This is a genomic window from Cypionkella sp. TWP1-2-1b2 (assembly GCF_049896245.1).
In the GTDB taxonomy this organism is placed as follows: Bacteria; Pseudomonadota; Alphaproteobacteria; order Rhodobacterales; family Rhodobacteraceae; genus Cypionkella.
This window is the reverse complement of record NZ_JAFCTX010000015.1, coordinates 52,279-73,788: the sequence shown is the minus strand read 5'-3', so window position 1 is coordinate 73,788 and position 21,510 is coordinate 52,279. Positions and strand designations below refer to the sequence as shown.

Genomic DNA, 21,510 nt, shown 5'->3' with positions numbered 1-21,510 from the left:
GCAGCTATCACTGCGCGGCCTGTGGTGCGGTCTGTGATCCCGGGGTGGGTTGCGCGCCAAGGCAATGTTTGCGCGCGGCGTAAGCCGGGGGATTTGGCGTGCCGACACAATTTGGGAGAAAGCGATGAAACCAGACCAGCCAGACCATGCCGCCCCCACCGATGCAGAGGCGCGCAAAGCGGTGAAGCCGGTGATTTGCTACCCTGTCTCAAGCCTGCCGCGCCCGGATCTGGCACCCTATCTTGCTGCAAGGGTCGGGTGGAAACGGGTGGCCGAAGTGCTGGTGCCCGCACGTGAGGCGCGGTGTTTTGACGTGCCCGCCGGGCATTTCTTTCGCATCACCAGCGTTGAAGGCCCGCAGGTCGGTGATCTCAATCTGTGGAACGCCGATGATCTGACCGAGCGGTTTTTCTCGGGCAAAACCCGCGCCTTGCACGGTACGCATCTGTCGGCGGGCGATCGGATGTGGTCGGCGCTGCCTTATCTGCGCGAGATGGCTTTGATCACCGAGGATACGTTGGACTGGTACGGCTTCGATGCGTTTGGCGGCAGCGTACATGACGTGATCGGCACCCGCTGCGACCCTTACACCAGCAATTTGCTGTCGGGCGGGCAGTATCATCATTGCTGCCATTCCAATCTGACGCGGGCTTTGGCCGAACGCACCGGATTGCCGCTGGGGCAAGCCGAGGCGCATGTGCATGACGTGCTGAACGTGTTCATGTGTACCGGCTTCACCCGCGACACCGGGCAGTATTTCATGAAAGCCAGCCCGGTGCGACCGGGGGATTTCATTGAATTTTTCGCCGCGATGGATTTGATTGGTGGCTTGTCGGCGTGCCCCGGAGGCGATTGCTCGTCTGAACATTCCTCGGATCAGGCAGCATGTTTTCCGTTGCTGGTGGAGGTGTTTAGGCCTTTGGCTTTGCCCGAAGGCTGGCACACGGCGGTGTCGAATGGCTATGATCGCAGCCATGGTGCGGCTGTGACGGTGTAAGTCGGGGGGCTTCCGCCCCCCAAACCCCCTGCGGCTAGTTCTGCGCAGAGGATGATCCTTGACGGTGACGATTTTAGCTTAGTTTTAGCAATAGCGCTCAATCGCCAGCAGTTGATGATCACCATAACGGTCGCCCGCAGCGAAACCGGGGGGCAGGAGGCGGTCGATTTCGGCGTGATCTTCGGGCGTAAAGGTGATCTCGGTGGCCTGCGCCCATTGGCCAAGGTTTTCCGCCTTGCGGGTGCCGGGGATCGGGATCAGATGCTCGCCTTTCGCCAAGATCCATGCCAAAGCCGCGGCAGCGGTGGTCCAGCCGCGCGCCGCACAGAAGCTGCGGAAAGCATTGATCGTCTTGGTATTTTCGCTGAAGTTCGGTTCGATGAAGCGCGGGTTCTGGCTGCGAAAGCCGTCGGTGGGTTTGGCGAGGGGAATGTCGCCCAACATACCGCGCGCCAGCGGTGAGAACGGGATAAAGGCGACGCCAAGCGCCTTGCAGGCTTGAATCATGCCCAGTTCGGGCTGGCGGCTCCACAGAGAATATTCATTTTGCACCGCCCTGCAGGGATGGATTTTATGGGCAGCGCGCAATGTGTCGGGGGCGATTTCTGACATGCCGTAGCCGCCGATTTTACCTTCCTCGATCAGCCGCGACAGGGTGCCTACCACCTCGGCCAAAGGGCGGGCGTGCTCGCGGCGGTGGATGTAGAACAGCTCGACATGGTCGCGGTTCAGCCGCTTCAGCGAGGCCTCCAGCTCGGCGCGCAGATGGCGTTCCGAATTGTCGATGCGGCGCGGCGGGCCCGAAACGAAGCTGGCTTTGGTGGCGATGGTGACATTCGGGCGGCGGGTTGTCAGCCACTTGCCAATGATGGTTTCCGAAATCCCCATGCCGTAGATATTAGCGGTGTCAATAAAATCAATGCCTTGGTCCAGCATCGCATCAAGGCAGTGCAGGCTTTCGGCCTCATTCGTGTCGCCAAAGATGCCGCCGAAGGACATAGCACCCAGGCCAATGGCGGATATAGTCGGGCCGTTTTGGCCGAGTTTGCGGGTTTTCATGGGCGTCTCCTGCTGAGGGGATCGCAATAGACGCCCACGAATCGGTTAGGTCAAGGGTGCATGTAGTGCAGGCCTTGGAAGTTTTGCCGCAGCGCAGCGGTGCGGGGGGCGAGCGTTTCGGGTGCGTTGGAGCGCAGGGCTTCGGCAATCAGGGCGGCAAGCGCCTGGGCATGTTGCGGGGTGACGCCGCGACGGACAAGCTCTGGCGTACCGATGCGCAAGCCGTTGAGATCGTTTGCAACATCAGCAATCGGCAAGCCAATGCCGCAGGCGAGGAAACCGGCTTTGCGCAGGGTTTTCGAGGCGGTTTGGCCACCGCCAAAGCCCGCCGCCTCAATGGCGAATTGATGGCTTTGGGTGCTGCCTTTATCTGCGGCAAAGATCGGCAGGCCGACCGCTGTGAGTTCTTTGGCGAGCGCCTGCGCCAGATCGACCATTGCTTGCGCGTAAGCGTGGCCATAGTCGCGCCAATCCAGCAGCGACAACGCGAGGGCGGCGGATTTCGCGGCGTCAAAATTCGCCGTCATGCCGGGGTAGGCGATGTGATCGAGGCGCTCGGCAATCGCGGCGTCATTGGTTACGATCAGCCCGCCTGCCGGGCCGCCAAGTGATTTACAGGTGCTCATCGTCATCAGATGCGCGCCTTGGTGCAGCGGGTTGGCCCAAAGCCCGCCCGCGATGATGCCGCATTGATGGGCGGCGTCAAACAGCAGTTTCGCGCCAACCTCATCGGCAATGGCGCGAATTTCCGCGACCGGATGCGGGAACAGATTAAGGCTGCCTCCGACGGTGATCAGCTTGGGTTTCACGCGGTGGGCGAGGCTGCGAAGCTGTTCAAGATCAATGGTATAGCCATCGGCATTGATCGGGGCGGGATGGGTGATCAGCCCGTAAAGCCCAGCACAGCCGGCGGCGTGATGGGTGACATGGCCGCCAATGGTGGCGGGGGGTGCGATGATCACATCGCCGGGTTTGGTCAGCGCCATGAAGCCGTAAAGATTGGCCAAAGCGCCAGAGCCAACGCGGATTTCGGCGTATTTGGCTTGAAAAATCTCGGCGGCGAGTTCTGCGGCGATGACCTCGATCTCCTCAATCGCCTCCAGCCCCATTTCATATTTATCGCCCGGATAGCCCAGGGACGGGCGGCTGCCGAGGCCGCGCGACAGGGCGGCTTCGGCGCGGGGATTCATGATGTTGGTGGCGGGATTGAGGTTGAAGCAATCCTGATTATGGATTTGCGCATTGGTTTGGATCAGCGTTTCAATCCGGTTCGCGACCTGCGCCGAGGGCGCGGTGGCGTCACTGGCAAGGCGTTGGATCAGGGCTTCGCAGGCGGCGGGAACCCAAGAGCGGCGGGCAAGATGGGGCATGGTGATCTCCTTTTATGGCAGCAGACCAGAGCGGGGGCTTGCGGGCAAATCAGAATTGCGGAAAACTAGGGTTAGAAAAACTATGGTATAAAAAACTAAGCTTAGAAAAAATTGAGGTAACATGGCTGTTGCACCACCCCGCCCGAAAGATTTGGCCCTGTCGGCGTTGCGTGCTTTTGAGGCGGCGGCGCGGCTGGGCAGTTTTGCGCTGGCTGCGACCGAGTTGGGCGTGACGGCGGGGGCAGTGACGGCGCATGTGAAGGCGCTGGAGGCGGCGTTGGGATCGCGGTTGTTTCAGCGTGCTGGGCGCGGGGTGGCGTTGACGGCGGCTGGGGCGCGGGCGTTGCCCGAATTTACTTTGGCCTTCGATGCGCTGGGGGCGGCGGTGCAGGTTTTGCGCGCCGAAGCAGCACCCCGCGTGGTGCATATCGCGACTTTGCCGTCGATTGCGCAGCTTTGGCTGTCACCGCGCCTGCCTGCTTTGCGCACTGCGGCTCCCGAGATTGAAATCTCGATCACCGCGATGGAGGCCCCGCCGAACCTGAAGCGATTGCCCTATGATCTCAGCCTGTTTTACGGTGAGGGCGATCAGATCATCGCACCGGATGTGATATTTCCGGTGTGTTCTCCGTCACTTGCGGCAAAGTTGCAGCGCCCCGAAGATCTGGCCGGGGTGACGTGTTTGACCGATGCAAGTTGGGCGCAAGACTGGAAAATCTGGGCAGATGCCGCAATGCCGGGGCAGAATTTCACCCCGCGTGTACCGGTGTTTTCGCTCTATGCGCTGGCGGTGGAGGAGGCTGCGGGCGGGGCGGGTGTGCTGATGGCGCATCAGGCTTTGGTCGCCTCGCATCTGGCGGCGGGGGCATTGGTGGCGCCGTTTCAGCAGCGCGTTACTCTGCCGGGGGGCTTGCGGTTGTGGTCGGCGCGGCCAATGCGACCCGGTTCTGCGGTGCAGCGCGCCGCGCGGTTTTTGCAGGTGGCAGGGGCGCGGGTTTAGCTGAAAGCCGCCTCCAACGCCACTTCGACCATCGCGCCGAAACTGGTTTCGCGCTGGTCGGCGGGTAGGGCTTCATGGGTCAGGATATGGTCGGAAATCGTCAGCACGGCGAGGGCGCGACGGGTGTAGCGGGCGGCGAGCATATAGAGTTCGGCGGCCTCCATCTCGACGCAAAGCGTGCCGTGGCGCTGCAACTGATCCGACAGATCGGGGCGCTCATCATAGAAGGTGTCCGACGAGAAAATCCCGCCGACATGCACCGGCACGCCGATATTCAGCGCGGCTTTATGCGCTGCCGTCAGCAGGGTAAAATCGGCACAGGGGGCGAAATTCAACTCGCGGAACAGGCTTTGCGACGGGCTGCCGCAGGTGCTGGCGGTCTGCGCCAGAACCACGTCGCGGAGCTTGACATGGGTTTGCAAAGCCCCTGCCGAGCCGATGCGGATCAGGGTTTGTGCGCCATAATCTTTCATCAATTCATTGGCATAGATCGACAGCGACGGCATCCCCATCCCCGAGCCATGGATGGTAACGCGGTGGCCGCGCCATGTGCCGGTATAACCCAACATGCCACGCACCTCGTTCACCAAAACAGGGTTTTCAAGGTAGTTCTGTGCTGCCCAGCGGGCGCGGTAGGGATCGCCCGGCAGCAGAACGGTTTCGGCAATCTGCCCAGGTTTGGCACCGATATGGAAGGTCATCGCATTCTCCGTTTTCGGCGAAGCTATGACGTTTTGCGGGGCAGGGGAAGCCTTGGGCCACAGAAGTCTTAAGCCAGAGAAGCCTTAGCCGAGCCCGGCCGCGAAGCTGGCTTTGTTCAGGCAAAACGCGGCATCCGCGGGTTTCGCCAGCGCACCACGTTCCAGCACCTTGCTGCAATTTTTGCGGTCTTTGCACTGGCCGCAGGTGTAAAGCAATTCGTGGTAGCGGTCGTGATCGGCGCGGACCTGCGCTTCGGTCAGCCCGAAAATCTGCGCCATCGCCACAACGCGGTCGGGGACATCCTGCGGCATCCGCGCGAAGGCCTCAATCTGATCGCGGGTCATGCCCAGATCGTCCAACGCGCGTTGGTTAAGCTGTGCGATCTCTTTCAGATCTTGCCAGCGGTGCTTCAGTGCCTTGATCCGGTCAAACATGGGCATCTCCTGTGTCGTCAGAGACATGGCATGGATGGACGGGGGCAGATTTGATCTAGCGCAATTTCAGCGCGGATTGACGACGCTTCGTCATTCAGCCGCCAGCGTGGTTTTGTCGACCAGACCGACGATATCGAGCATGATGCGGTTCAACTCGAAGTCTTTCGGGGTGTAAACGGCGGCAACACCCATCGCGCGCAGGGCGCGTGCATCATCTTCCGGGATGATGCCACCGACAACAAGCGGGACGCCCGACAACCCCGCCTCGCGCATTTTTTGCAACGTGTCGCGGATCAGCGGCAGGTGGCTGCCCGACAGGATCGACAGGCCGATGACATGGGCGTTTTGATCGACCGCAGAGGCGACGATTTCGGCGGGGGTCAGACGGATGCCTTGGTAATGGATATCCATGCCGCAATCGCGGGCGCGGGCGGCGATTTGTTCAGCACCGTTGGAATGGCCGTCAAGCCCCGGTTTTCCCACCAGAAACTTCAGTGGACGGCCAAGTTTGGCAGACAGGATTTGCACAGCCTCACGGATCGGCTCCAGCCCTTCGGTGCGGTTCGACGGGTTGCGGGATACGCCGGTCGGCGCGCGGTATTCGCCGAAAGCTACGCGCACCATCAGGCCCCATTCGCCGGTGGTGGCCCCGGCTTTTGCGGCGGCGATCGAGGCGGGCATGATATTTGCGCCGGAAGCTGCGGCGGCTCGGAGTGCGGTGAGAGCGGCTTGCACGGCGGCTTCGTCACGGTTTGCGCGCCATGCGGCCAGGCGGGCGATCTGATCAGCCTCGGCTTTCGGATCAGACAGCATGATCGAGCCATCACCCGCCGTCAGCGGGCTGGGGGTGGTTTCTACCCAAGCGTTGACGCCGACCACCGTGGTTTCTTTCGATTCAATCTTGGCGATGCGCTCGGCGTTCGCTTCGACCAGACGGCCCTTCATATAGTCAATGGCGGCGACAGCCCCGCCCATCGCGTCAATCTGCGCCAATTCCGCCCGCGCGCCGTCTTTCAGCGCGGTAACCTTGCGGTCAATCGCCGGATTGCCGTCAAACAGATCATCGTATTCCAAAAGGTCCGTCTCGTAAGCGAGGATTTGCTGCATCCGCAAAGACCATTGCTGATCCCACGGGCGCGGCAGGCCCAAAGCCTCGTTCCAGGCGGGTAGTTGCACGGCACGGGCGCGGGCGTTTTTTGACAGAGTGACGGCGAGCATTTCGATCAGGATGCGGTAGACATTGTTTTCCGGCTGCTGCTCGGTCAGGCCCAAAGAGTTGACCTGCACGCCGTAGCGGAAGCGGCGGTATTTGGGCTCAAGGATGCCGTAGCGGGTCAGGCAAATCTCATCCCAGAGATCAACGAAGGCGCGCATTTTGCACAGCTCGGTGACGAAGCGGATGCCGGCGTTGACAAAAAACGATATTCTGCCGACCATATTGGGGAAATCAGCGGCTGATACTTTACCTTTCAGATCATCCAGCACGGCGCAGGCGGTGGCGAGCGCAAAGGCAAGTTCCTGTTCCGGCGTCGCCCCCGCTTCCTGCAAATGATAGGAACAGATGTTCATCGGGTTCCACTTTGGCAGGTGCTTTTGGGTGTAGGCGGCCACATCGGTGATCATCCGCAGGCTGGGTTTCGGCGGCGCAATATAGGTGCCGCGCGACAGGTATTCCTTGATAATGTCGTTCTGCACGGTGCCTTGCAGGGCGGCAACATCGGCGCCTTGTTCTTCGGCGACTGCGATATACAGCGCCAGCAGCCAAGGCGCTGTGGCGTTGATCGTCATCGACGTATTCATCTGTTCTAGGGGGATATCTTTGAACAACGCGCGCATGTCGCCCAGATGGTTGACCGGAACGCCGACCTTGCCGACCTCGCCGCGCGCCAGTTCGTGATCGGAATCATAGCCGGTTTGGGTCGGCAGATCGAAAGCCACCGAAAGCCCGGTCTGGCCTTTCGCCAGATTGCTGCGATAGAGCGCGTTCGAGGCGGCGGCGGTGGAATGGCCAGCATAGGTGCGGAACAACCACGGGGTTTCTTTGCGCGCCATCTCGGCCTCCTGAATCGCATCGGAAATATTCTTGCGCCAGTGCAGCACTAAGCGCAATTTCACGCAAGTGTCAATTCGCTGCGTTGCGGCGAAGGGCCGGGAAATCTGCACGCGTTCAAACATGACAGCCCTTGTCATTGGAAAACGCAGCGCAGTTCCGGCACACCTAAGCCCATGCCATCCCGGCCAACCCAAACCCTGAGGATACCATGAACATCACCCTGCGCCTGAGCCTTGCTGCCCTCGCTTTGGCTGCCACCACCCTAGAAGCCGCCGCCTATGACCGGACGGTGCGGATTCACAACGACACCGGGCTGACTTTGGTGCGGTTTCAATCGACCAATTCGGGGGCCTCGCGCTGGGGCAGCGATGTGATGGGATCATCGACACTGGCGAATGGGGCCGCGATGAAGCTGCATTTCGACAATGCGCAGGGCTATTGCGAGTTTGATTTCAAAGCGGTGTTTGCCGATGGCACTGTGCTGCAAAAGGCCCGCGTTAATGTCTGCGAGACCGGGGATTACTATTACACCGAGTGAATTTATGCGGTCTGACGGCATTTGAGGCAAATTTGACTTTGAAAGACGGCGCTTTTCAAGACGGCGGCGGGCTGCCAGTATTGTGGCATGACAGACCCCGTCGCCGTGCCTTTTTGGCTGCTGCTGCTGATCCTTGCTTTTGCGGCGATCACTTTTGCCTCGCATTTTCTGTTCCCCTCGGTGCGCTGGTTTTTCCGCAAACGCGCCGAGAAGGCGCTTTCACGGCTGAACCGTCGTCTGGATCGCCCGATTGAGTTTTTCAAACTGGCGCGCAGGCAGGATATGATCGTGCGATTGTCTTATGATCCCCGTGTGTTAGAGGCGGTGGCCGATCATGCCGCCGAAACCGGCGTGCCCGGATCGGTGGCGTTTGAAGAAGCCCGCCGCTATGCCCGTGAGATCGTGCCGGGGTTTTCGGCGACGCTGTATTTCGGCGTCGCTACCCGCTTGGCGCGCCGATTGTCTCGGCTGGCATATCGGGTGCGGATTGGCAAGGTCGACGCGGCTTTGGCGCATATCGACCCGAAAGCCACGGTGATTTTCGTGATGAATCATCGCTCTAACATGGATTACGTGCTGATCACCTGGCTGGTGGCAAACCGCTCGGCGATTTCCTATGCGGTGGGGGAATGGGCGCGGATTTGGCCGCTCAGCGCGCTGATCCGCTCGATGGGGGCGTATTTCATAAGGCGCGGCAGCCGCAACACGCTCTATCGCCGGGTTTTGGCGCGCTATGTGCAGATGGCGACCGCCGAGGGCACAACGCAGGCGATTTTCCCCGAGGGCGGGCTTTCGTTGGACGGTCGGGTGGGGCCAGCAAAGATGGGGCTGCTGTCCTACATCGTCTCGGCCTACGAGCCCGGCGGGCGCGATGTGGTGTTCGTGCCCGTTGGTCTGGCCTATGACCGGGTGCTGGAAGACCGGATTTTGACCCAAGCGGCGCAGGCGGGCACGCGCAGGTTTCGCGGCAAGCCGTTGGCGATCATCGGATTTCTGCTGCGCAATCTGTGGCGCAAATTCCGTGGCCGCTTCAAGGGCTTCGGCACCACAGCAGCAGGGTTCGGCCCGCCGGTGTCTTTGCGCGCCTTTCTGGCCGAGGCTCCGCATCGGCCGACCGAGGAGTTGGGGGCTTACTTGATGGCCGAAATCACCAAGGTGGTGCCGGTGCTGCCAGTGCCTTTGGTTGCGGCGGCGTTGCTGGAAAAACCGCTGGATCGTGCGGCGCTGACGGCGGCGGTGACCGCGTTGCAGGCGCGGCTTTCCGTGCAAGGCGCTGTGCAAAAACTGCCGCCGCAGGGGCTGGAGGCCATCTTGACCGAGGGCCTGACGCCGCTGATCAACCGGGGTTTGATCGACGCAAACCTGCAAATCACCCAAGGCTCTGCCGCCTTGATCGGATTTTATGCCGCTCCGGTGGTGCAGAGGTTGGAGACTGCGCCGTAGAATTGCCGCAATGCGGCAGACATAAAATTACAAAATATCCATCAAGACTATTGCAAAGTTGCGCAATGGCCCGCTATCAATGCCGCAACCCGCCCCGATTCTGCGGCGCGGCATTTGTTGGAGGCAAGCATGGCGTTGGATATCAGCACGGCAATCACCCCCTATGAGGCTCCGGTGAAGGACCTTTATGAGATTGGCGAAATGCCCCCCCTCGGCCATGTTCCGGCGAAAATGTATGCGTGGTCGATCCGGCGCGAACGCCATGGCGAGGCAGACACCGCCATGCAGGTTGAGGTGGTCGATACCTGGAAGCTGGACAGCAACGAGGTGCTGGTTCTGGTCATGGCAGCAGGCGTCAATTACAACGGCGTTTGGGCTTCCCTCGGCCAGCCGATCAGCCCGTTTGATGGCCACAAACAACCGTTCCATGTTGCGGGCTCGGATGCCTCGGGCATCGTCTGGGCGGTGGGTGAAAAGGTGAAACGCTGGAAGGTTGGCGACGAGGTTGTGGTGCATTGCAACCAGGATGACGGCGATGACGAGGAATGTAATGGTGGCGATCCAATGTTCTCGCCCAGCCAGCGGATCTGGGGCTACGAGACGCCCGACGGCAGCTTCGCGCAATTCACCCGCGTGCAAGCCCAGCAGTTGATGCCACGCCCCAAGCATCTGACTTGGGAGGAATCCGCCTGCTACACCCTGACCCTTGCCACCGCTTACCGGATGCTGTTCGGACACGAGCCGCATGATCTGAAACCGGGGCAGAATGTGCTGGTCTGGGGGGCATCCGGCGGGCTTGGATCGTATGCGATCCAGTTGATCAACACCGCAGGGGCCAATGCGATTGGCGTGATCTCGGAAGAAGACAAGCGCGAATTTGTCATGGGTTTGGGCGCGAAAGGTGTGATCAACCGCAAGGATTTCAAATGCTGGGGCCAACTGCCGACGGTCAACACGCCGGAATATAACGATTGGCTGAAGGAAGCCCGGCGTTTTGGCAAGGCGATCTGGGACATCACCGGCAAAGGCGTCAGCGTTGATATGGTGTTTGAACATCCGGGCGAGGCGACCTTCCCGGTCAGTTCGCTGGTGTGCAAAAAGGGCGGCATGGTGGTGATCTGCGCCGGCACTTCGGGCTTCAACTGCACTTTCGATGTGCGCTACATGTGGATGCACCAAAAGCGCCTGCAAGGCAGCCATTTCGCGCATCTGAAACAGGCGGCTGCGGCGAACAAATTGATGATTGAGCGGCGGCTTGACCCCTGCATGTCGGAAGTCTTCCCATGGGCGGAAATCCCGGCGGCGCATATGCTGATGCGCAATAACAAGCACAAACCGGGCAATATGTCGGTGCTGGTGCAAGCCACGCGCACGGGTCTGCGCACTTTTGAAGACACACTCGACGCCAGCCTGAACCGTTAAGGGGCACGGCAGGTTTGCTCAAGGCCGAGGTATAGACACTACATATGGTGGAAAATGGCAATTACTTTGCTGTTTTCCACAAGTCATTCCCAGCGGGGAAGCATCGCCGCGCCAAATTTCTGGGCGCATTGGCAAGCGATGCTGCGCAATAGCGATTTCACATTGGCATAAATATCCTGGGGGCAGCGTCAGCGGGGGGCTGGCCCCCCTCCCAAAGCTTCAGCCGAAACCACATCCCAGACCGCATCCCCGGCAGCGCCGTTTCAAGGGGCTCGATGCCCCGAGAAACGGCACTTGGTTTCAGGTTTGGGCTTCGGGTCTGGCCCTTGGCGGCAACCTTGGATATGGTCGCAGCATGACCGAACTCGCTCCCGTGAAGCTGACCTTTTCCGATGATCAGGCCGAAGCCTATGACCGCGTTTCGGCGGAATTGTTCAGCATGGGCGTTGATCTGGACAAGGGCGGGCTGGAACCCCGGCCCGAGGATAAATCATCGGTTCTGGCGGTGGTCGGCAAGGCGGGCTCGGGCAAAACCATGCTGCTCGCCAGCCTATATAAAGCCTTGGTCGCGGCGGGCGTTGATCTGGTGTCCGGCGATTACGAGCCGAAAAAGCGCAAAGAACGCCGCAGTTTGGCAATTTTGGCCCCGACCAACAAAGCGGCCTCGGTGCTGCGGATGCGCGGGGTTCCCGCGACCACGATGCACCGCATACTTTACACCCCTGTCTATGACCCACAGTATGAGAAAATCGCCGAATGGCTGACAGGCCAAGGCCCGCGCCCGGTGGTTGAAGGGCTGACTGAACTCGCGCTCGACCGCGCCCATGCATTCTACCAAAATGTCGCCTCGATCCCCGGCGCGCTGGCTGCGGCTGGCTTGCGGGGCAGCGATTTCATCAAGGGCTGGAAGCGGCGCGAAGAACCGCTGGATATTGGCTTTGTCGATGAATCCTCGATGCTGGATGAACGCGCGCTAAGCGATCTGCGCGAGATTTTCTCGACCCTCGTGCTGTTCGGCGATCCCGCCCAGTTGGCTCCGGTCGGCCTGTCGGGCGAGATGGTGTTTGACCGTCTGGGCGAGGGCCGCAAGCTGGTGCTCAGCCGCATCCACCGACAGGCGCAGGACAATCCGATCTTGGATCTGGCGCATGCGTTGGGCGATCCGAACCTTGGGTTTGACGAATTTGAGCGGATGGTGGAAGCCGCCTCGAAAAAGGATAGCCGCGTGGTCTGGGCCGAGCGGGTCGATGCTGACCTCATGGCGCGCAGCCCGGTTCTGGTTTGGCGCAATGCCACCCGTATCCGTCTGATCACTGCGTTTCGCGCCGCACATGGCGCGCCGGATGATCAGTTGTTGCCCGGAGAGCCGCTGATTTGTGATGGCATTGAACTGCCGCTCAAGCACCGCAAGAAGCGGATTGATCTGGAAGCGCGCGGGCTGATCAAGGGCGCGCAGGTGATCTATCTTGGCCCGGGCAACCGCGCCGGGTTTGCGAAGATTCACGTGGTGGGGGCGGAAGACCCGCAGGTTTCCGCCGCGTCGATCATCAAGATTGAGCGCCCGGATGAGGATGAGCCGTTCATTGCCTCTGCGGCCACGATGGGGGCAGCTTTCCTGCATGGCGCGGCAGTGACGATCCATAAGGCGCAGGGCTCGCAATGGGAAACCGTGCAGGTGTTCGCGCCGGATTTGTATGCGGCGGCGGCGGCGGGGCGATCCGAGGCGGGGGTGCCGCTGTGGAAACGGCTGGCTTACGTCGCGATCACGCGGGCGCAGCATCGCTTGATGTGGGTGGTGCGACCCAGGCTTGCGCGACCGTTGCAGGCGCTGACGGTCGAGGATCTGCGACCCGCGACGGTGCCGCTGACGTTGACCACGCAGGGCGATGACTAGACTCTGGCTTTGGCTGCGCTAGGGTGGGGGAAAAGGATGAGGTTTCGATGATCTGCGTGTTCGTTCAATTTCGCTGCACCCCCGGCAAAACCTATGAGGTCGCCACTGCGATTTATGATCGCGAGGTGGTTTCAGAGTTATATTCGACCAGCGGTGAATATGATTTGATCGCGAAGATATATATCCCCGAGGATGCCGATGTCGGGCATTATTTGTCAGAGAAGTTATTTGATATTGCGGGGATCGTGCGGACTTTGACGACGATGACCTTCAAGGCATTTTGAGGCCGGTGCCGACTCGGGACCGCTAATCGCCTTCGCTGGATCACGGGCTTAACCCTGCGCGTTCGGGTTTGTTTAACCCTCGAACATCACCGCGAGTTTGTTGCCAGAGGGGTCGCGCAGATAGGCTGCATACCATGTTGGGCTGTAAATCTCGCGGATGCCGGGGGCGCCTTCGTCTTTCGCACCATGGGCCATGGCTGCGGCGTGGAAGCCATCGACCTCGGCGCGGCTGCGCGCGGGGAGGCAGAGCATTTGACCATTGCCGGGGGTGGCGGGCTCATTGTTGAAGGGCGGGCAGACCCAGAATTTGAACCCTTCTCCAAGCCCGCCATCTGAGTAACATTTCCAGCCACCGGGGAAATCGGCATGGGCGGACCAGCCGATGGTCTTTAGCACGGCATCGTAGAAGGCGTGCGATTGCGCGGGGTCATTCGCGCCGAGCGTGATGTAGGCGGGCATGGCGGGAGCCTCCGGCGGGGATATTTTAGAACAGATGAAATTGCTGGGCTTTGGGCTGTGGAGGCGGGGGAGCCTCCGGCGGGAGTATTTGGGCCAATGTGAAATTACTGGCTTTGGCCGTGGTGGATCTGTCGGAAGCCTCCGGCGGGAGTATTTAGAAAAGAGAAAATGCTTTTGGTTGTGCGTTTTTGAGGCGGCACTAGCGCAGGATGGGCGGGCCGTCTTGGGTGGCGGCTTGGACGAAGGCGCTGATTTTGCTCGGGTCTTTGACGCCATGGCTGGATTCCACGCCAGAGGAGACATCGACTTGGCGGGCGTTGGTCAGCCGGATTGCTTCGGCGACGTTCTGCGGGGAGAGGCCGCCTGCGAGCATCCAGGGTTTCAGCCAGCGGCGTTGGGCGACCAGCCTCCAATCAAACGACAGGCCATTGCCGCCGGGGAGGGCGGAGGTCTTCGGCGGTTTGGCATCGACCAGAATTTGATCGGCGGCGAGGGAGTATTCGAAGACTGCCGCAAGATCGCCTTCATCGGTGACGCCGACGGCTTTCATCACCGGCAGGCCGTAACGGGCGCGGATTTCGGCGACACGCTCGGGAGTTTCGTGGCCGTGGAGTTGCAGCATGTCGAGCGGCATCGCCTCCGTGATCGCATCAAGCAGGGCGTCGTCGGCATCAACCAAAAGGGCGACTTTCGCCAGACCCACGGGGGCGGCAAGGGTGAGGGCGCGGGCTTGCGGGATGGTCAGATGGCGCGGGGATTTTGGGAAGAACACGAAGCCCGCATAGGCGGCTTTGGTCGCGGCCACGGCGGCCACGTCGCCTAAGCTGCGCAGGCCGCAGATTTTGACGCGAATATCAGGCATGGTCAAACTTTGGCATTACTTGGCTTTCGGGCGGTTGAGCAGGGCGATGATCTCATCTTGTTGCGGAACCGAGGTGGCGTCGCGCATATTGGCGAGTTCGCGTTCCAGCTTGGTGACTTCGCGGGTTTTGGTCGAAGCGGTCGCACGATGCTTATGCTCGCGCGCCCATTCCCACAAAAAGCCCACCAGCACGCCAATCACGATGCCACCGAACAGCACGACGAAAACCGGAAGCTGCATCTGCCAGGTCACGCCCAGAAAGGCGGCAAAGTCATCGGGCACGGCTTTCAGCAAAACAGGGGTGCGGTTGGCCAAGGCCACTATCAGCAGGGCAAGGCCCACGGCTGCCAAAATCAGATAACGCAGGTAACGAAACATCGGACCGCCTTTTTGCAGGTGCTGACCCACTATTGGGGCGATCGCGCCGATGCGCAATGCGGCTTATTTGGCGTTGAGACGATCGCGCAGCAGTTTGCCGGTTTTGAAGAACGGAACCTTCTTATCCTCGACGCTGACAGCCTCACCGGTGCGCGGATTGCGCCCCACGCGGGCATCGCGGGCTTTCACCGAAAACGCGCCAAAGCCGCGCAATTCGACCCGGTCGCCTTTGGCGAGGGCTTCGATGATTTCTTCAAACACCGTGTTGACGATGCGTTCAACATGGCGCTGCGTCAGGTGCGGATTTTCATCCGCGATTTTTTGGATCAGTTCAGACCGTATCATCCGCGATATCCCCCTAGTGGTGCCGCGCCCCGGTTTTGGGATTCTCGGCCGTGCCAACCTGTTACGCATTGGACTATAGGCATAATTTCCAAAGGCACAAACAAAATTGCAAGCTAAAGGTGCCAAAGCAAAGGGCCCCGCATTGCTGCGGGGCCCCTTTTCACCAACCGTGAGGTCAGATCAGTTCTTGTCGCCCTTCAGAGCGGCACCGAGGATGTCGCCCAAGCTGGCGCCCGAATCGGACGAACCATACTGCTCGACAGCTTCTTTCTCTTCAGCGATCTCACGCGCTTTGATCGACAGACCCATGCGGCGGGTCTTCGGGTCGATGTTGGTGACGCGCACGTCGATCTTGTCGCCAACGCTGAAACGCTCGGGGCGTTGATCGGCGCGTTCCCGCGACAGGTCGGAACGACGGATGAAGCTTTTCGCGCCGTTGTATTCAACCTCAACGCCGCCTTCTTCAATCGCGGTCACCACGACGGTGATGATACCGCCACGTTTCACGCCATCAACCGCATCGGTGAAGGTGTCTTCGCCCAAGGCTTTGATCGACAGCGAGATACGCTCTTTCTCGACGTCAACTTCGGTAACAGACGCGGTGACGGTGTCGCCCTTGCGGTAATTCGCAATGGCGTCTTCGCCGCGCTGATCCCATGACAGGTCAGAGAGGTGAACCATGCCGTCGATGTCGTTGTCGAGACCCACGAACAGACCGAATTCGGTGATGTTCTTGACTTCGCCTTCGATGTTGGTGCCGATCGGATGGGTTTCGGCAAACACTTCCCACGGGTTGCGCTGGGTCTGTTTGAGGCCCAAGGACACGCGGCGTTTGGTGCTGTCGATTTCCAGAACCATAACTTCCACTTCCTGCGAGGTCGAAACGATCTTGCCGGGGTGGACGTTTTTCTTGGTCCAAGACATTTCCGAGACGTGGACGAGGCCTTCAACACCGGCTTCCAGCTCCACAAAGGCGCCGTAATCGGTGATGTTGGTGACGCGGCCTTTGTGCACGGTGCCGATGGCATAGAGTTTCTCAACAGCATCCCACGGATCGGATTGCAGCTGCTTCATGCCCAGCGAAATGCGGTGGGTTTCTTTGTTGATCTTGATGACCTGCACCTTGATCGTCTCACCAATCGCGAGGATTTCCGACGGGTGGTTGACACGACGCCAAGCCATATCGGTGACGTGCAGCAGGCCGTCAACGCCGCCCAGATCGACGAACGCACCGTATTCGGTGATGTTTTTCACAACGCCGTCGATGGTTTGCCCCTCAGTGAGGTTGCCGATGACTTCGGCACGCTGTTCTGCACGCGACTCTTCAAGGATGGCGCGACGCGACACCACGATATTGCCACGGCGGCGATCCATTTTCAGGATCTGGAACGGCTGCTTCATGCCCATCAGCGGGCCAGCATCACGAACCGGACGAACGTCCACTTGCGAACCCGGCAGGAAGGCGACAGCGCCGCCCAGATCCACCGTGAAGCCGCCTTTGACACGGCCAAAGATCGCGCCATCAACGCGGGTTTCGGTCGCATAGGCTTTCTCAAGACGGTCCCAAGCTTCTTCGCGACGGGCTTTCTCGCGCGAGATTTGGGCTTCGCCGCGGGCATTTTCCACGCGGTCGAGGTAGACTTCCACGGTGTCGCCGACGTTGATATTCGGCAGCTCACCCGGATTTGCGAATTCTTTCAGGTCGATGCGGCCTTCCATCTTGTAGCCGACATCAATAATGGCCTGGCCCGCTTCGATTGCGATAACCTTGCCTTTGACAACCGTTCCCTCTTCGGGGGTGTCAATTTCGAAGCTTTCTTTCAAAAGTGCTTCAAATTCGTCCATAGCTTTGGAATTCATGTAGTTTGGGTCCTTTTTTCGATATGTCACTGGCCATGCGGTTGGCTCCGCCGGTCTTGGCTGCAATAACGACAGGGCCGTGGTGTGTGCCCGACCCTGCAATCATTGGCGTTTTTAGGGCGAATGGCGGGATTCTGCAAGCGTTATAGGGGATGTTGGGACAGTTGCCGCTTGAAATCCGCTGGATTTGAGGTGGAGCGGCCCCTGTTACTTCATCGTCGCCAGATACGCCGCCATATCATCGGCTCCGCTAGCCATTTTGAAGGCCATTTTAGCGGTGAGCGCCGGATCGCCGGATTCCTCTTTCACCCATGCGGTCGGGTTGGTGATATAGGCGGCGAGTTTGGCTTCGTCCCAGACATCTCCCTTGGCGTTCAATGCCAGCAGGCCTGTGCCGTATTTGAAATCCGGGTAGCTGCCAATCGGGCGACCGATGACACCGAACAGATTGGGGCCGGTTTTGCCGCCTTTTTGTACCGCGTTGCCGTCGGCGGCGATGATCGAATGGCAGGCAAGGCAGCGTTTGAACAAGCCCTCGCCCTTGTCAGCGTCACCTTCGGCAAGCGCTGGGGTGGAGAGGGTGGCGCAGAGAACTAAAGTTTTGATTGCGTATTTCATCTGGCGGGCTCCTTGAAGGGCTGGCGAGCGGACGCTTCCGCTTCCACCCATCAGGTTATAGTGCAGCCTGCGGCGATTCACATCAATTCGTGGCAAGTGCTTCAAACAGCCGCGCCACAGCCTCGGCACCGGGGTCGATATGGCCTTGCAGGTTGCCAGCGTTGATATAGGCGGCGCGGCCGGCTTTGGCGGTCAGCATGGTGGCGGTGTGGTTTGCCCCGGCTCGTGCGGCATCTGCGGCGGCTTGCAGGCCGTGATCTAGGGCGTCAAGCGCGGGTTGCAGCGCGTCAATCATCGTGCGGTCGCCGAGTTTTGCGCCACCGATTTGCTGCATCCGCTCCAGCCCGGCGCGTAGCGAATCGCGCATGGTCAAGCCAGATGAGGCGGCATCGCCAGCGGCGGCGAAGAAGATCGCGAGCAGCACACCCGACGAGCCGCCCATGGTTTGACTGAGTTCAAGGCCGATGGCGCGGTAGAGCTGGGTGTGATCCGACAGCGGCAGCTGGTCGACGGCGTCGATCAGGGCATGGGCGGCACCTGACAGGGTCGATCCGGTGTCACCATCGCCGGATTTGGCGTCGAGCACATTGAGGTCAGATTCCAAGGAAATCATGATCTGGCAGCATTTGATTAGGAAATCTTTAGTGGGTTTGTGTTGGGATGGAATCGGGCGGATTGGCGTCAGCCCATCCGGCAGGGTTTTTGTTTTGATGGCGGTGTTCGGCTGACAACCGGGCCATGCAGTGAGGGGAACGGGAGCTGTGAGAGCGGTTTCGATTTGGCGGGTGAGCGGGAGGAGCGAGATCGAAAGCCCGCGCATATCGAGCGAGGTCATCATGGCACTTGGGCCTATAATGTATTTGATTTTAGTCCCAAGGGGAGAGCGGAGAAGTTCATAGGCCAGCACAGACATTTCCAATTCAGACGCGCCGCCGAGGTTGTTCAGCAGCGCGACATACGGGCCGTCACTGGGCTGAAGTTTGTCGATCATCGCGGTCATGGCATGGGCGGCGTCCGTGAAAGCGATTTGTTCAACGCCGGGTTCGCCGTGGATGCCAAGGCCAAGTTCCGCCATGCCCTGCGGGATGCGGTTTTCTTTCGCCGAGCCGGGGACGGTGCAGGTATCCAGCGACATGCCGATCGAGGTCGCGCCTGCGATCACGGCTTCGGCGGCTTTTGTGACAGCCGCCAGATCGTGGCCTTGTTCGGCAAGGTAACCCGCGATTTTATGGACAAACAAGGTTCCGGCAAGGCCGCGCGCTTGCGGCAAATTGGGCAGGGCAATGTCGTCATCGACGATCACCATGCTGACCTTCATGCCAAAGGCGCGGGCGCGCTCGGCGGCGAGGCCGAAATTCAGGCGATCTCCGGTGTAGTTCTTCACGATCAGCAGGCAGCCTGCGGGACCGGTGACGGCGAGGATACCTGCCAGCACCGCATCGACCGAAGGGCTGGCGAACACATCGCCACAAACGGCGGCGGTCAGCATACCGGGGCCGACGAAACCGGCATGGGCAGGCTCATGGCCGGAGCCGCCACCCGAGACGAGGGCAACACGGGATTTGTCCCAATCGGCGCGGAGGACGACGCGGATATGCGGGTAGCCATCCAGCCGCACCAGTCGCCCGCCCGAGGCCATCAGCAGGCCGTCAATCGCCTCGGTCACGATGTTTTCGCGTTTGTTCATGAATTGAGTCATCGCGGGTTCCTTATATGCGGGTGCCGTTGGCGTCGAAATAGAACGGGCGCTGCGGTTGGATTTTCAGGATGTCGCCGCTGCGCAAGGGCGTGTGGGCCTCGGTCACGGTGGTCAGGTCGTGGTTCTTGAACGACAGATGCAGGCGGGTTTGATCGCCCAAATGTTCGATGCGTTTCACCAGCGCATCTTCGCCTGCGCCTTGCTGGATTTGCTCGGGGCGCAGGCCGATTTTCGTCGCATTGGCGGGGGCGGGGCCGAACAGATCGGCGGGCAGGATGTTGATATGCGGCTGACCCAAGCGACCTGCGGCATAAATGCTGACGGGTTGTTCGTAAATCTCGCGCGGGGTGCCGAATTGCACGAGTTTTCCGTGGTCGAGAACGCCGACATGGGTGGCCATTGTCATCGCCTCAATCTGGTCATGGGTGACATAGAGGAAAGTCGCGCCAAGGTTGGCTTGGATATTTTTCAGCTCTACCCGCAGATCGGCGCGGAGTTTGGCGTCGAGGCTGCTGAGCGGTTCATCCATCAGATAGACGGCGGGGTTGCGCACAAGCGCGCGACCGATGGAGACGCGCTGCATCTCGCCGCCCGAAAGGGCCGTCGCCTTGTTGTCGAGCTTGTGGGAGATTTGCAGGATTTCGGCGACTTCGGCGACTTTGCGGGTGATCTCGCTGCGCGGGGTACGCAGCAGCGGCGATTTCAGCGGGAATTCCATGTTTTCGCGCACGGTCAGATGCGGGTAAAGCGAATATTGCTGGAACACCATCGCGACATTGCGTTGGGCGGGGGTGAGGCCTTTTGTGCTTTGGCCGTTGATGCGGATGTCGCCCGTGGTGGGGGTGTCAAGGCCCGAGACAAGGCGCAGGATGGTGGTTTTGCCTGCTCCGGTGGGGCCGAGCAAGACCACGAAAGCACCGTCGGGGATGGTCATGCTGACGCTGTCTAGGGCGGTTTGCGCCCCGTAGGATTTTGAGACGTTGTTCAGGATCACCTCAGCCATGGGATAGAACCTTTTGATTTGCCTCAGAGATCAGGGCGTGGCCGGTGGGGTCGAACAAAGTGATCGAACGGGGATCGAAGGTGAGGCCGGTGGTGTCGCCGATGGTGGCGGGCTGGTCGGAAGCGATGCGGGCTTTGACCGGGCCGTGGGCGGTTTGCAGGGTGATGATCTGGGTGGTGCCGAGGTATTCAGCGGCGAGGATGCGGGCTTTGAGCGGGGCGGCATCGTCGAGGCGGATGTGTTCGGGGCGCACGCCGAGGGTGAGGGTGCCACTGCCGCCGCTGATCATCGGCGGGATTTGGATGGCGGCGTCTGAGAGGGTGACTTCGGTGCTGCCATTGCCGACCATGCCGTCGAAATTCAGCAGGTTCATCGCGGGCGAGCCGATGAAACGGGCGACGAAGGTGGTGGCGGGCCAGTCGTAGATTTCCTGCGGGCGGCCGAATTGCTCGACAACACCGTGATTCATCACGACGATTTTGTCGCCCATCTGCATGGCTTCGAGCTGGTCATGCGTGACGTAAACCGTGGTGGCGCGCATGCGGTAGTGCAGGGCACGCAGTTCTAGGGCCATATGTTCGCGGAATTCCGCATCTAGTGCGCCAAGGGGCTCGTCCATCAGGAAACAGGCGGGGTCGCGGACGATGGCGCGACCCAAGGCGACGCGTTGGCGGTCGCCGCCGGACAGGCCGCCGACGGGCTTTTCCAGGATCGCGGTGATGCCGAGAATCTCGGCGACTTCGTTGACTTTGGCGCGGACTTGGTCGCGTTTCATGCCTTGGCTGACGAGGGGGTAGGAGATGTTCTTGCGCACATTCATATGCGGATAGAGCGCGAACATCTGGAACACGAAGGCAATGTCGCGCTGGCTGGCGGGCTTTTGGGAAACCTCAGCCCCGTCGATGAAAATCTCACCTGCGGTGGGTAACTCCAGCCCGGCGATCATCCGCAAAGTGGTGGTTTTGCCGCAGCCAGAGGGGCCGAGCAGCATGAAAAATTCGCCGTCCTCGATCGTGAAGCTGGAGGATTGTACGGCGGTGAACGCGCCGAATTCTTTGCGCAGGCTTTTGATGACGATTTGGGCCATCTC

The 21,510-nt window shown here is 60.3% G+C and carries 21 protein-coding genes; 7 read left to right on the top strand and 14 right to left on the bottom strand.

Annotated elements, in window-relative coordinates; translation table 11 throughout:
- Positions 1 to 124 precede the first annotated feature (124 nt).
- The gene (locus tag ACP7AP_RS11920; RefSeq protein WP_426034427.1) at positions 125 to 997 is read left to right on the top strand and encodes an urea carboxylase-associated family protein; all 873 of its coding nucleotides are present in this window, start codon (positions 125 to 127) and stop codon (positions 995 to 997) included.
- An 84-nt stretch (positions 998 to 1,081) separates the two neighbouring features.
- Here ACP7AP_RS11920 and ACP7AP_RS11915 read toward each other — a convergent pair whose 3' ends face one another.
- Positions 1,082 to 2,056 carry an aldo/keto reductase gene (locus ACP7AP_RS11915; protein ID WP_426034426.1) on the bottom strand — a complete coding sequence of 325 codons (975 nt, stop codon included), beginning with the start codon at positions 2,054 to 2,056 and terminating at the stop codon, positions 1,082 to 1,084.
- A gap of 50 nt (positions 2,057 to 2,106) precedes the next feature.
- Entirely contained in the window at positions 2,107 to 3,426 is a 1,320-nt protein-coding gene (gene glyA / locus ACP7AP_RS11910) for a serine hydroxymethyltransferase (protein ID WP_426034425.1), read from the bottom strand.
- 121 nt (positions 3,427 to 3,547) lie between these two features.
- Between glyA and ACP7AP_RS11905 the strand changes: the two genes are divergently transcribed.
- Positions 3,548 to 4,426 carry a LysR family transcriptional regulator gene (locus tag ACP7AP_RS11905; protein ID WP_426034424.1) on the top strand — a complete coding sequence of 293 codons (879 nt, stop codon included), beginning with the start codon at positions 3,548 to 3,550 and terminating at the stop codon, positions 4,424 to 4,426.
- Here ACP7AP_RS11905 and deoD read toward each other — a convergent pair.
- The 3 genes from deoD to ACP7AP_RS11890 form a co-directional block, all read right to left on the bottom strand.
- Positions 4,423 to 5,127 carry a purine-nucleoside phosphorylase gene (deoD, locus tag ACP7AP_RS11900; RefSeq protein ID WP_426034423.1) on the bottom strand — a complete coding sequence of 235 codons (705 nt, stop codon included), beginning with the start codon at positions 5,125 to 5,127 and terminating at the stop codon, positions 4,423 to 4,425. The two genes, ACP7AP_RS11905 and deoD, sit on opposite strands and share 4 nt — an antisense overlap.
- A gap of 84 nt (positions 5,128 to 5,211) precedes the next feature.
- The gene (locus ACP7AP_RS11895; RefSeq protein WP_426034422.1) at positions 5,212 to 5,562 is read right to left on the bottom strand and encodes a DUF6455 family protein; all 351 of its coding nucleotides are present in this window, start codon (positions 5,560 to 5,562) and stop codon (positions 5,212 to 5,214) included.
- A gap of 90 nt (positions 5,563 to 5,652) precedes the next feature.
- Positions 5,653 to 7,614, bottom strand: a complete 1,962-nt coding sequence (locus ACP7AP_RS11890) for a methylmalonyl-CoA mutase family protein (RefSeq protein WP_426034464.1) — start codon at positions 7,612 to 7,614, stop codon at positions 5,653 to 5,655.
- 209 nt (positions 7,615 to 7,823) lie between these two features.
- Between ACP7AP_RS11890 and ACP7AP_RS11885 the strand changes: the two genes are divergently transcribed.
- The 5 genes from ACP7AP_RS11885 to ACP7AP_RS11865 all read left to right on the top strand — a co-directional run bounded on the left by ACP7AP_RS11885 (position 7,824) and on the right by ACP7AP_RS11865 (position 13,196).
- Positions 7,824 to 8,153, top strand: coding sequence for a hypothetical protein (locus tag ACP7AP_RS11885; RefSeq protein WP_426034421.1), 330 nt, complete (start codon positions 7,824 to 7,826; stop codon positions 8,151 to 8,153).
- Positions 8,154 to 8,240: 87 nt separating this feature from the next.
- Complete coding sequence (locus ACP7AP_RS11880) at positions 8,241 to 9,596, top strand: 1-acyl-sn-glycerol-3-phosphate acyltransferase (RefSeq protein WP_426034420.1); 1,356 nt, start codon at positions 8,241 to 8,243, stop codon at positions 9,594 to 9,596.
- Between the two features lie 129 nt (positions 9,597 to 9,725).
- Positions 9,726 to 11,018, top strand: coding sequence for a crotonyl-CoA carboxylase/reductase (gene ccrA / locus ACP7AP_RS11875; RefSeq protein ID WP_426034419.1), 1,293 nt, complete (start codon positions 9,726 to 9,728; stop codon positions 11,016 to 11,018).
- Between the two features lie 355 nt (positions 11,019 to 11,373).
- A complete protein-coding gene (locus ACP7AP_RS11870; protein WP_426034418.1) occupies positions 11,374 to 12,912 on the top strand; it encodes an AAA family ATPase in 1,539 nt (512 codons plus the stop codon).
- A 47-nt stretch (positions 12,913 to 12,959) separates the two neighbouring features.
- Complete coding sequence (locus ACP7AP_RS11865; RefSeq protein WP_426034417.1) at positions 12,960 to 13,196, top strand: Lrp/AsnC family transcriptional regulator; 237 nt, start codon at positions 12,960 to 12,962, stop codon at positions 13,194 to 13,196.
- 72 nt (positions 13,197 to 13,268) lie between these two features.
- Here ACP7AP_RS11865 and ACP7AP_RS11860 read toward each other — a convergent pair whose 3' ends face one another.
- From ACP7AP_RS11860 to ACP7AP_RS11820, 9 genes are all read right to left on the bottom strand, one after another.
- The gene (locus tag ACP7AP_RS11860) at positions 13,269 to 13,655 is read right to left on the bottom strand and encodes a VOC family protein (RefSeq protein WP_426034416.1); all 387 of its coding nucleotides are present in this window, start codon (positions 13,653 to 13,655) and stop codon (positions 13,269 to 13,271) included.
- A gap of 199 nt (positions 13,656 to 13,854) precedes the next feature.
- Complete coding sequence (locus ACP7AP_RS11855; RefSeq protein WP_426034415.1) at positions 13,855 to 14,517, bottom strand: phosphoribosylanthranilate isomerase; 663 nt, start codon at positions 14,515 to 14,517, stop codon at positions 13,855 to 13,857.
- A gap of 15 nt (positions 14,518 to 14,532) precedes the next feature.
- Complete coding sequence (locus tag ACP7AP_RS11850) at positions 14,533 to 14,895, bottom strand: lipopolysaccharide assembly protein LapA domain-containing protein (protein ID WP_426034414.1); 363 nt, start codon at positions 14,893 to 14,895, stop codon at positions 14,533 to 14,535.
- Positions 14,896 to 14,958: 63 nt separating this feature from the next.
- Positions 14,959 to 15,240 carry an integration host factor subunit beta gene (gene ihfB / locus ACP7AP_RS11845; RefSeq protein ID WP_054007070.1) on the bottom strand — a complete coding sequence of 94 codons (282 nt, stop codon included), beginning with the start codon at positions 15,238 to 15,240 and terminating at the stop codon, positions 14,959 to 14,961.
- A gap of 180 nt (positions 15,241 to 15,420) precedes the next feature.
- Positions 15,421 to 17,085: a 30S ribosomal protein S1 gene (gene rpsA, locus ACP7AP_RS11840; RefSeq protein ID WP_426034463.1), complete on the bottom strand. Its 1,665-nt coding sequence runs from the start codon at positions 17,083 to 17,085 to the stop codon at positions 15,421 to 15,423.
- Between the two features lie 222 nt (positions 17,086 to 17,307).
- The gene (locus ACP7AP_RS11835; RefSeq protein ID WP_426034413.1) at positions 17,308 to 17,718 is read right to left on the bottom strand and encodes a c-type cytochrome; all 411 of its coding nucleotides are present in this window, start codon (positions 17,716 to 17,718) and stop codon (positions 17,308 to 17,310) included.
- 82 nt (positions 17,719 to 17,800) lie between these two features.
- A complete protein-coding gene (locus ACP7AP_RS11830) occupies positions 17,801 to 19,417 on the bottom strand; it encodes a dihydroxyacetone kinase subunit DhaK (protein ID WP_426034412.1) in 1,617 nt (538 codons plus the stop codon).
- A gap of 10 nt (positions 19,418 to 19,427) precedes the next feature.
- Positions 19,428 to 20,420, bottom strand: a complete 993-nt coding sequence (locus tag ACP7AP_RS11825; protein WP_426034411.1) for an ABC transporter ATP-binding protein — start codon at positions 20,418 to 20,420, stop codon at positions 19,428 to 19,430.
- Complete coding sequence (locus ACP7AP_RS11820; protein WP_426034410.1) at positions 20,413 to 21,507, bottom strand: ABC transporter ATP-binding protein; 1,095 nt, start codon at positions 21,505 to 21,507, stop codon at positions 20,413 to 20,415. The genes ACP7AP_RS11825 and ACP7AP_RS11820 overlap by 8 nt, the downstream gene beginning before the upstream one ends.
- Positions 21,508 to 21,510 lie beyond the last annotated feature (3 nt).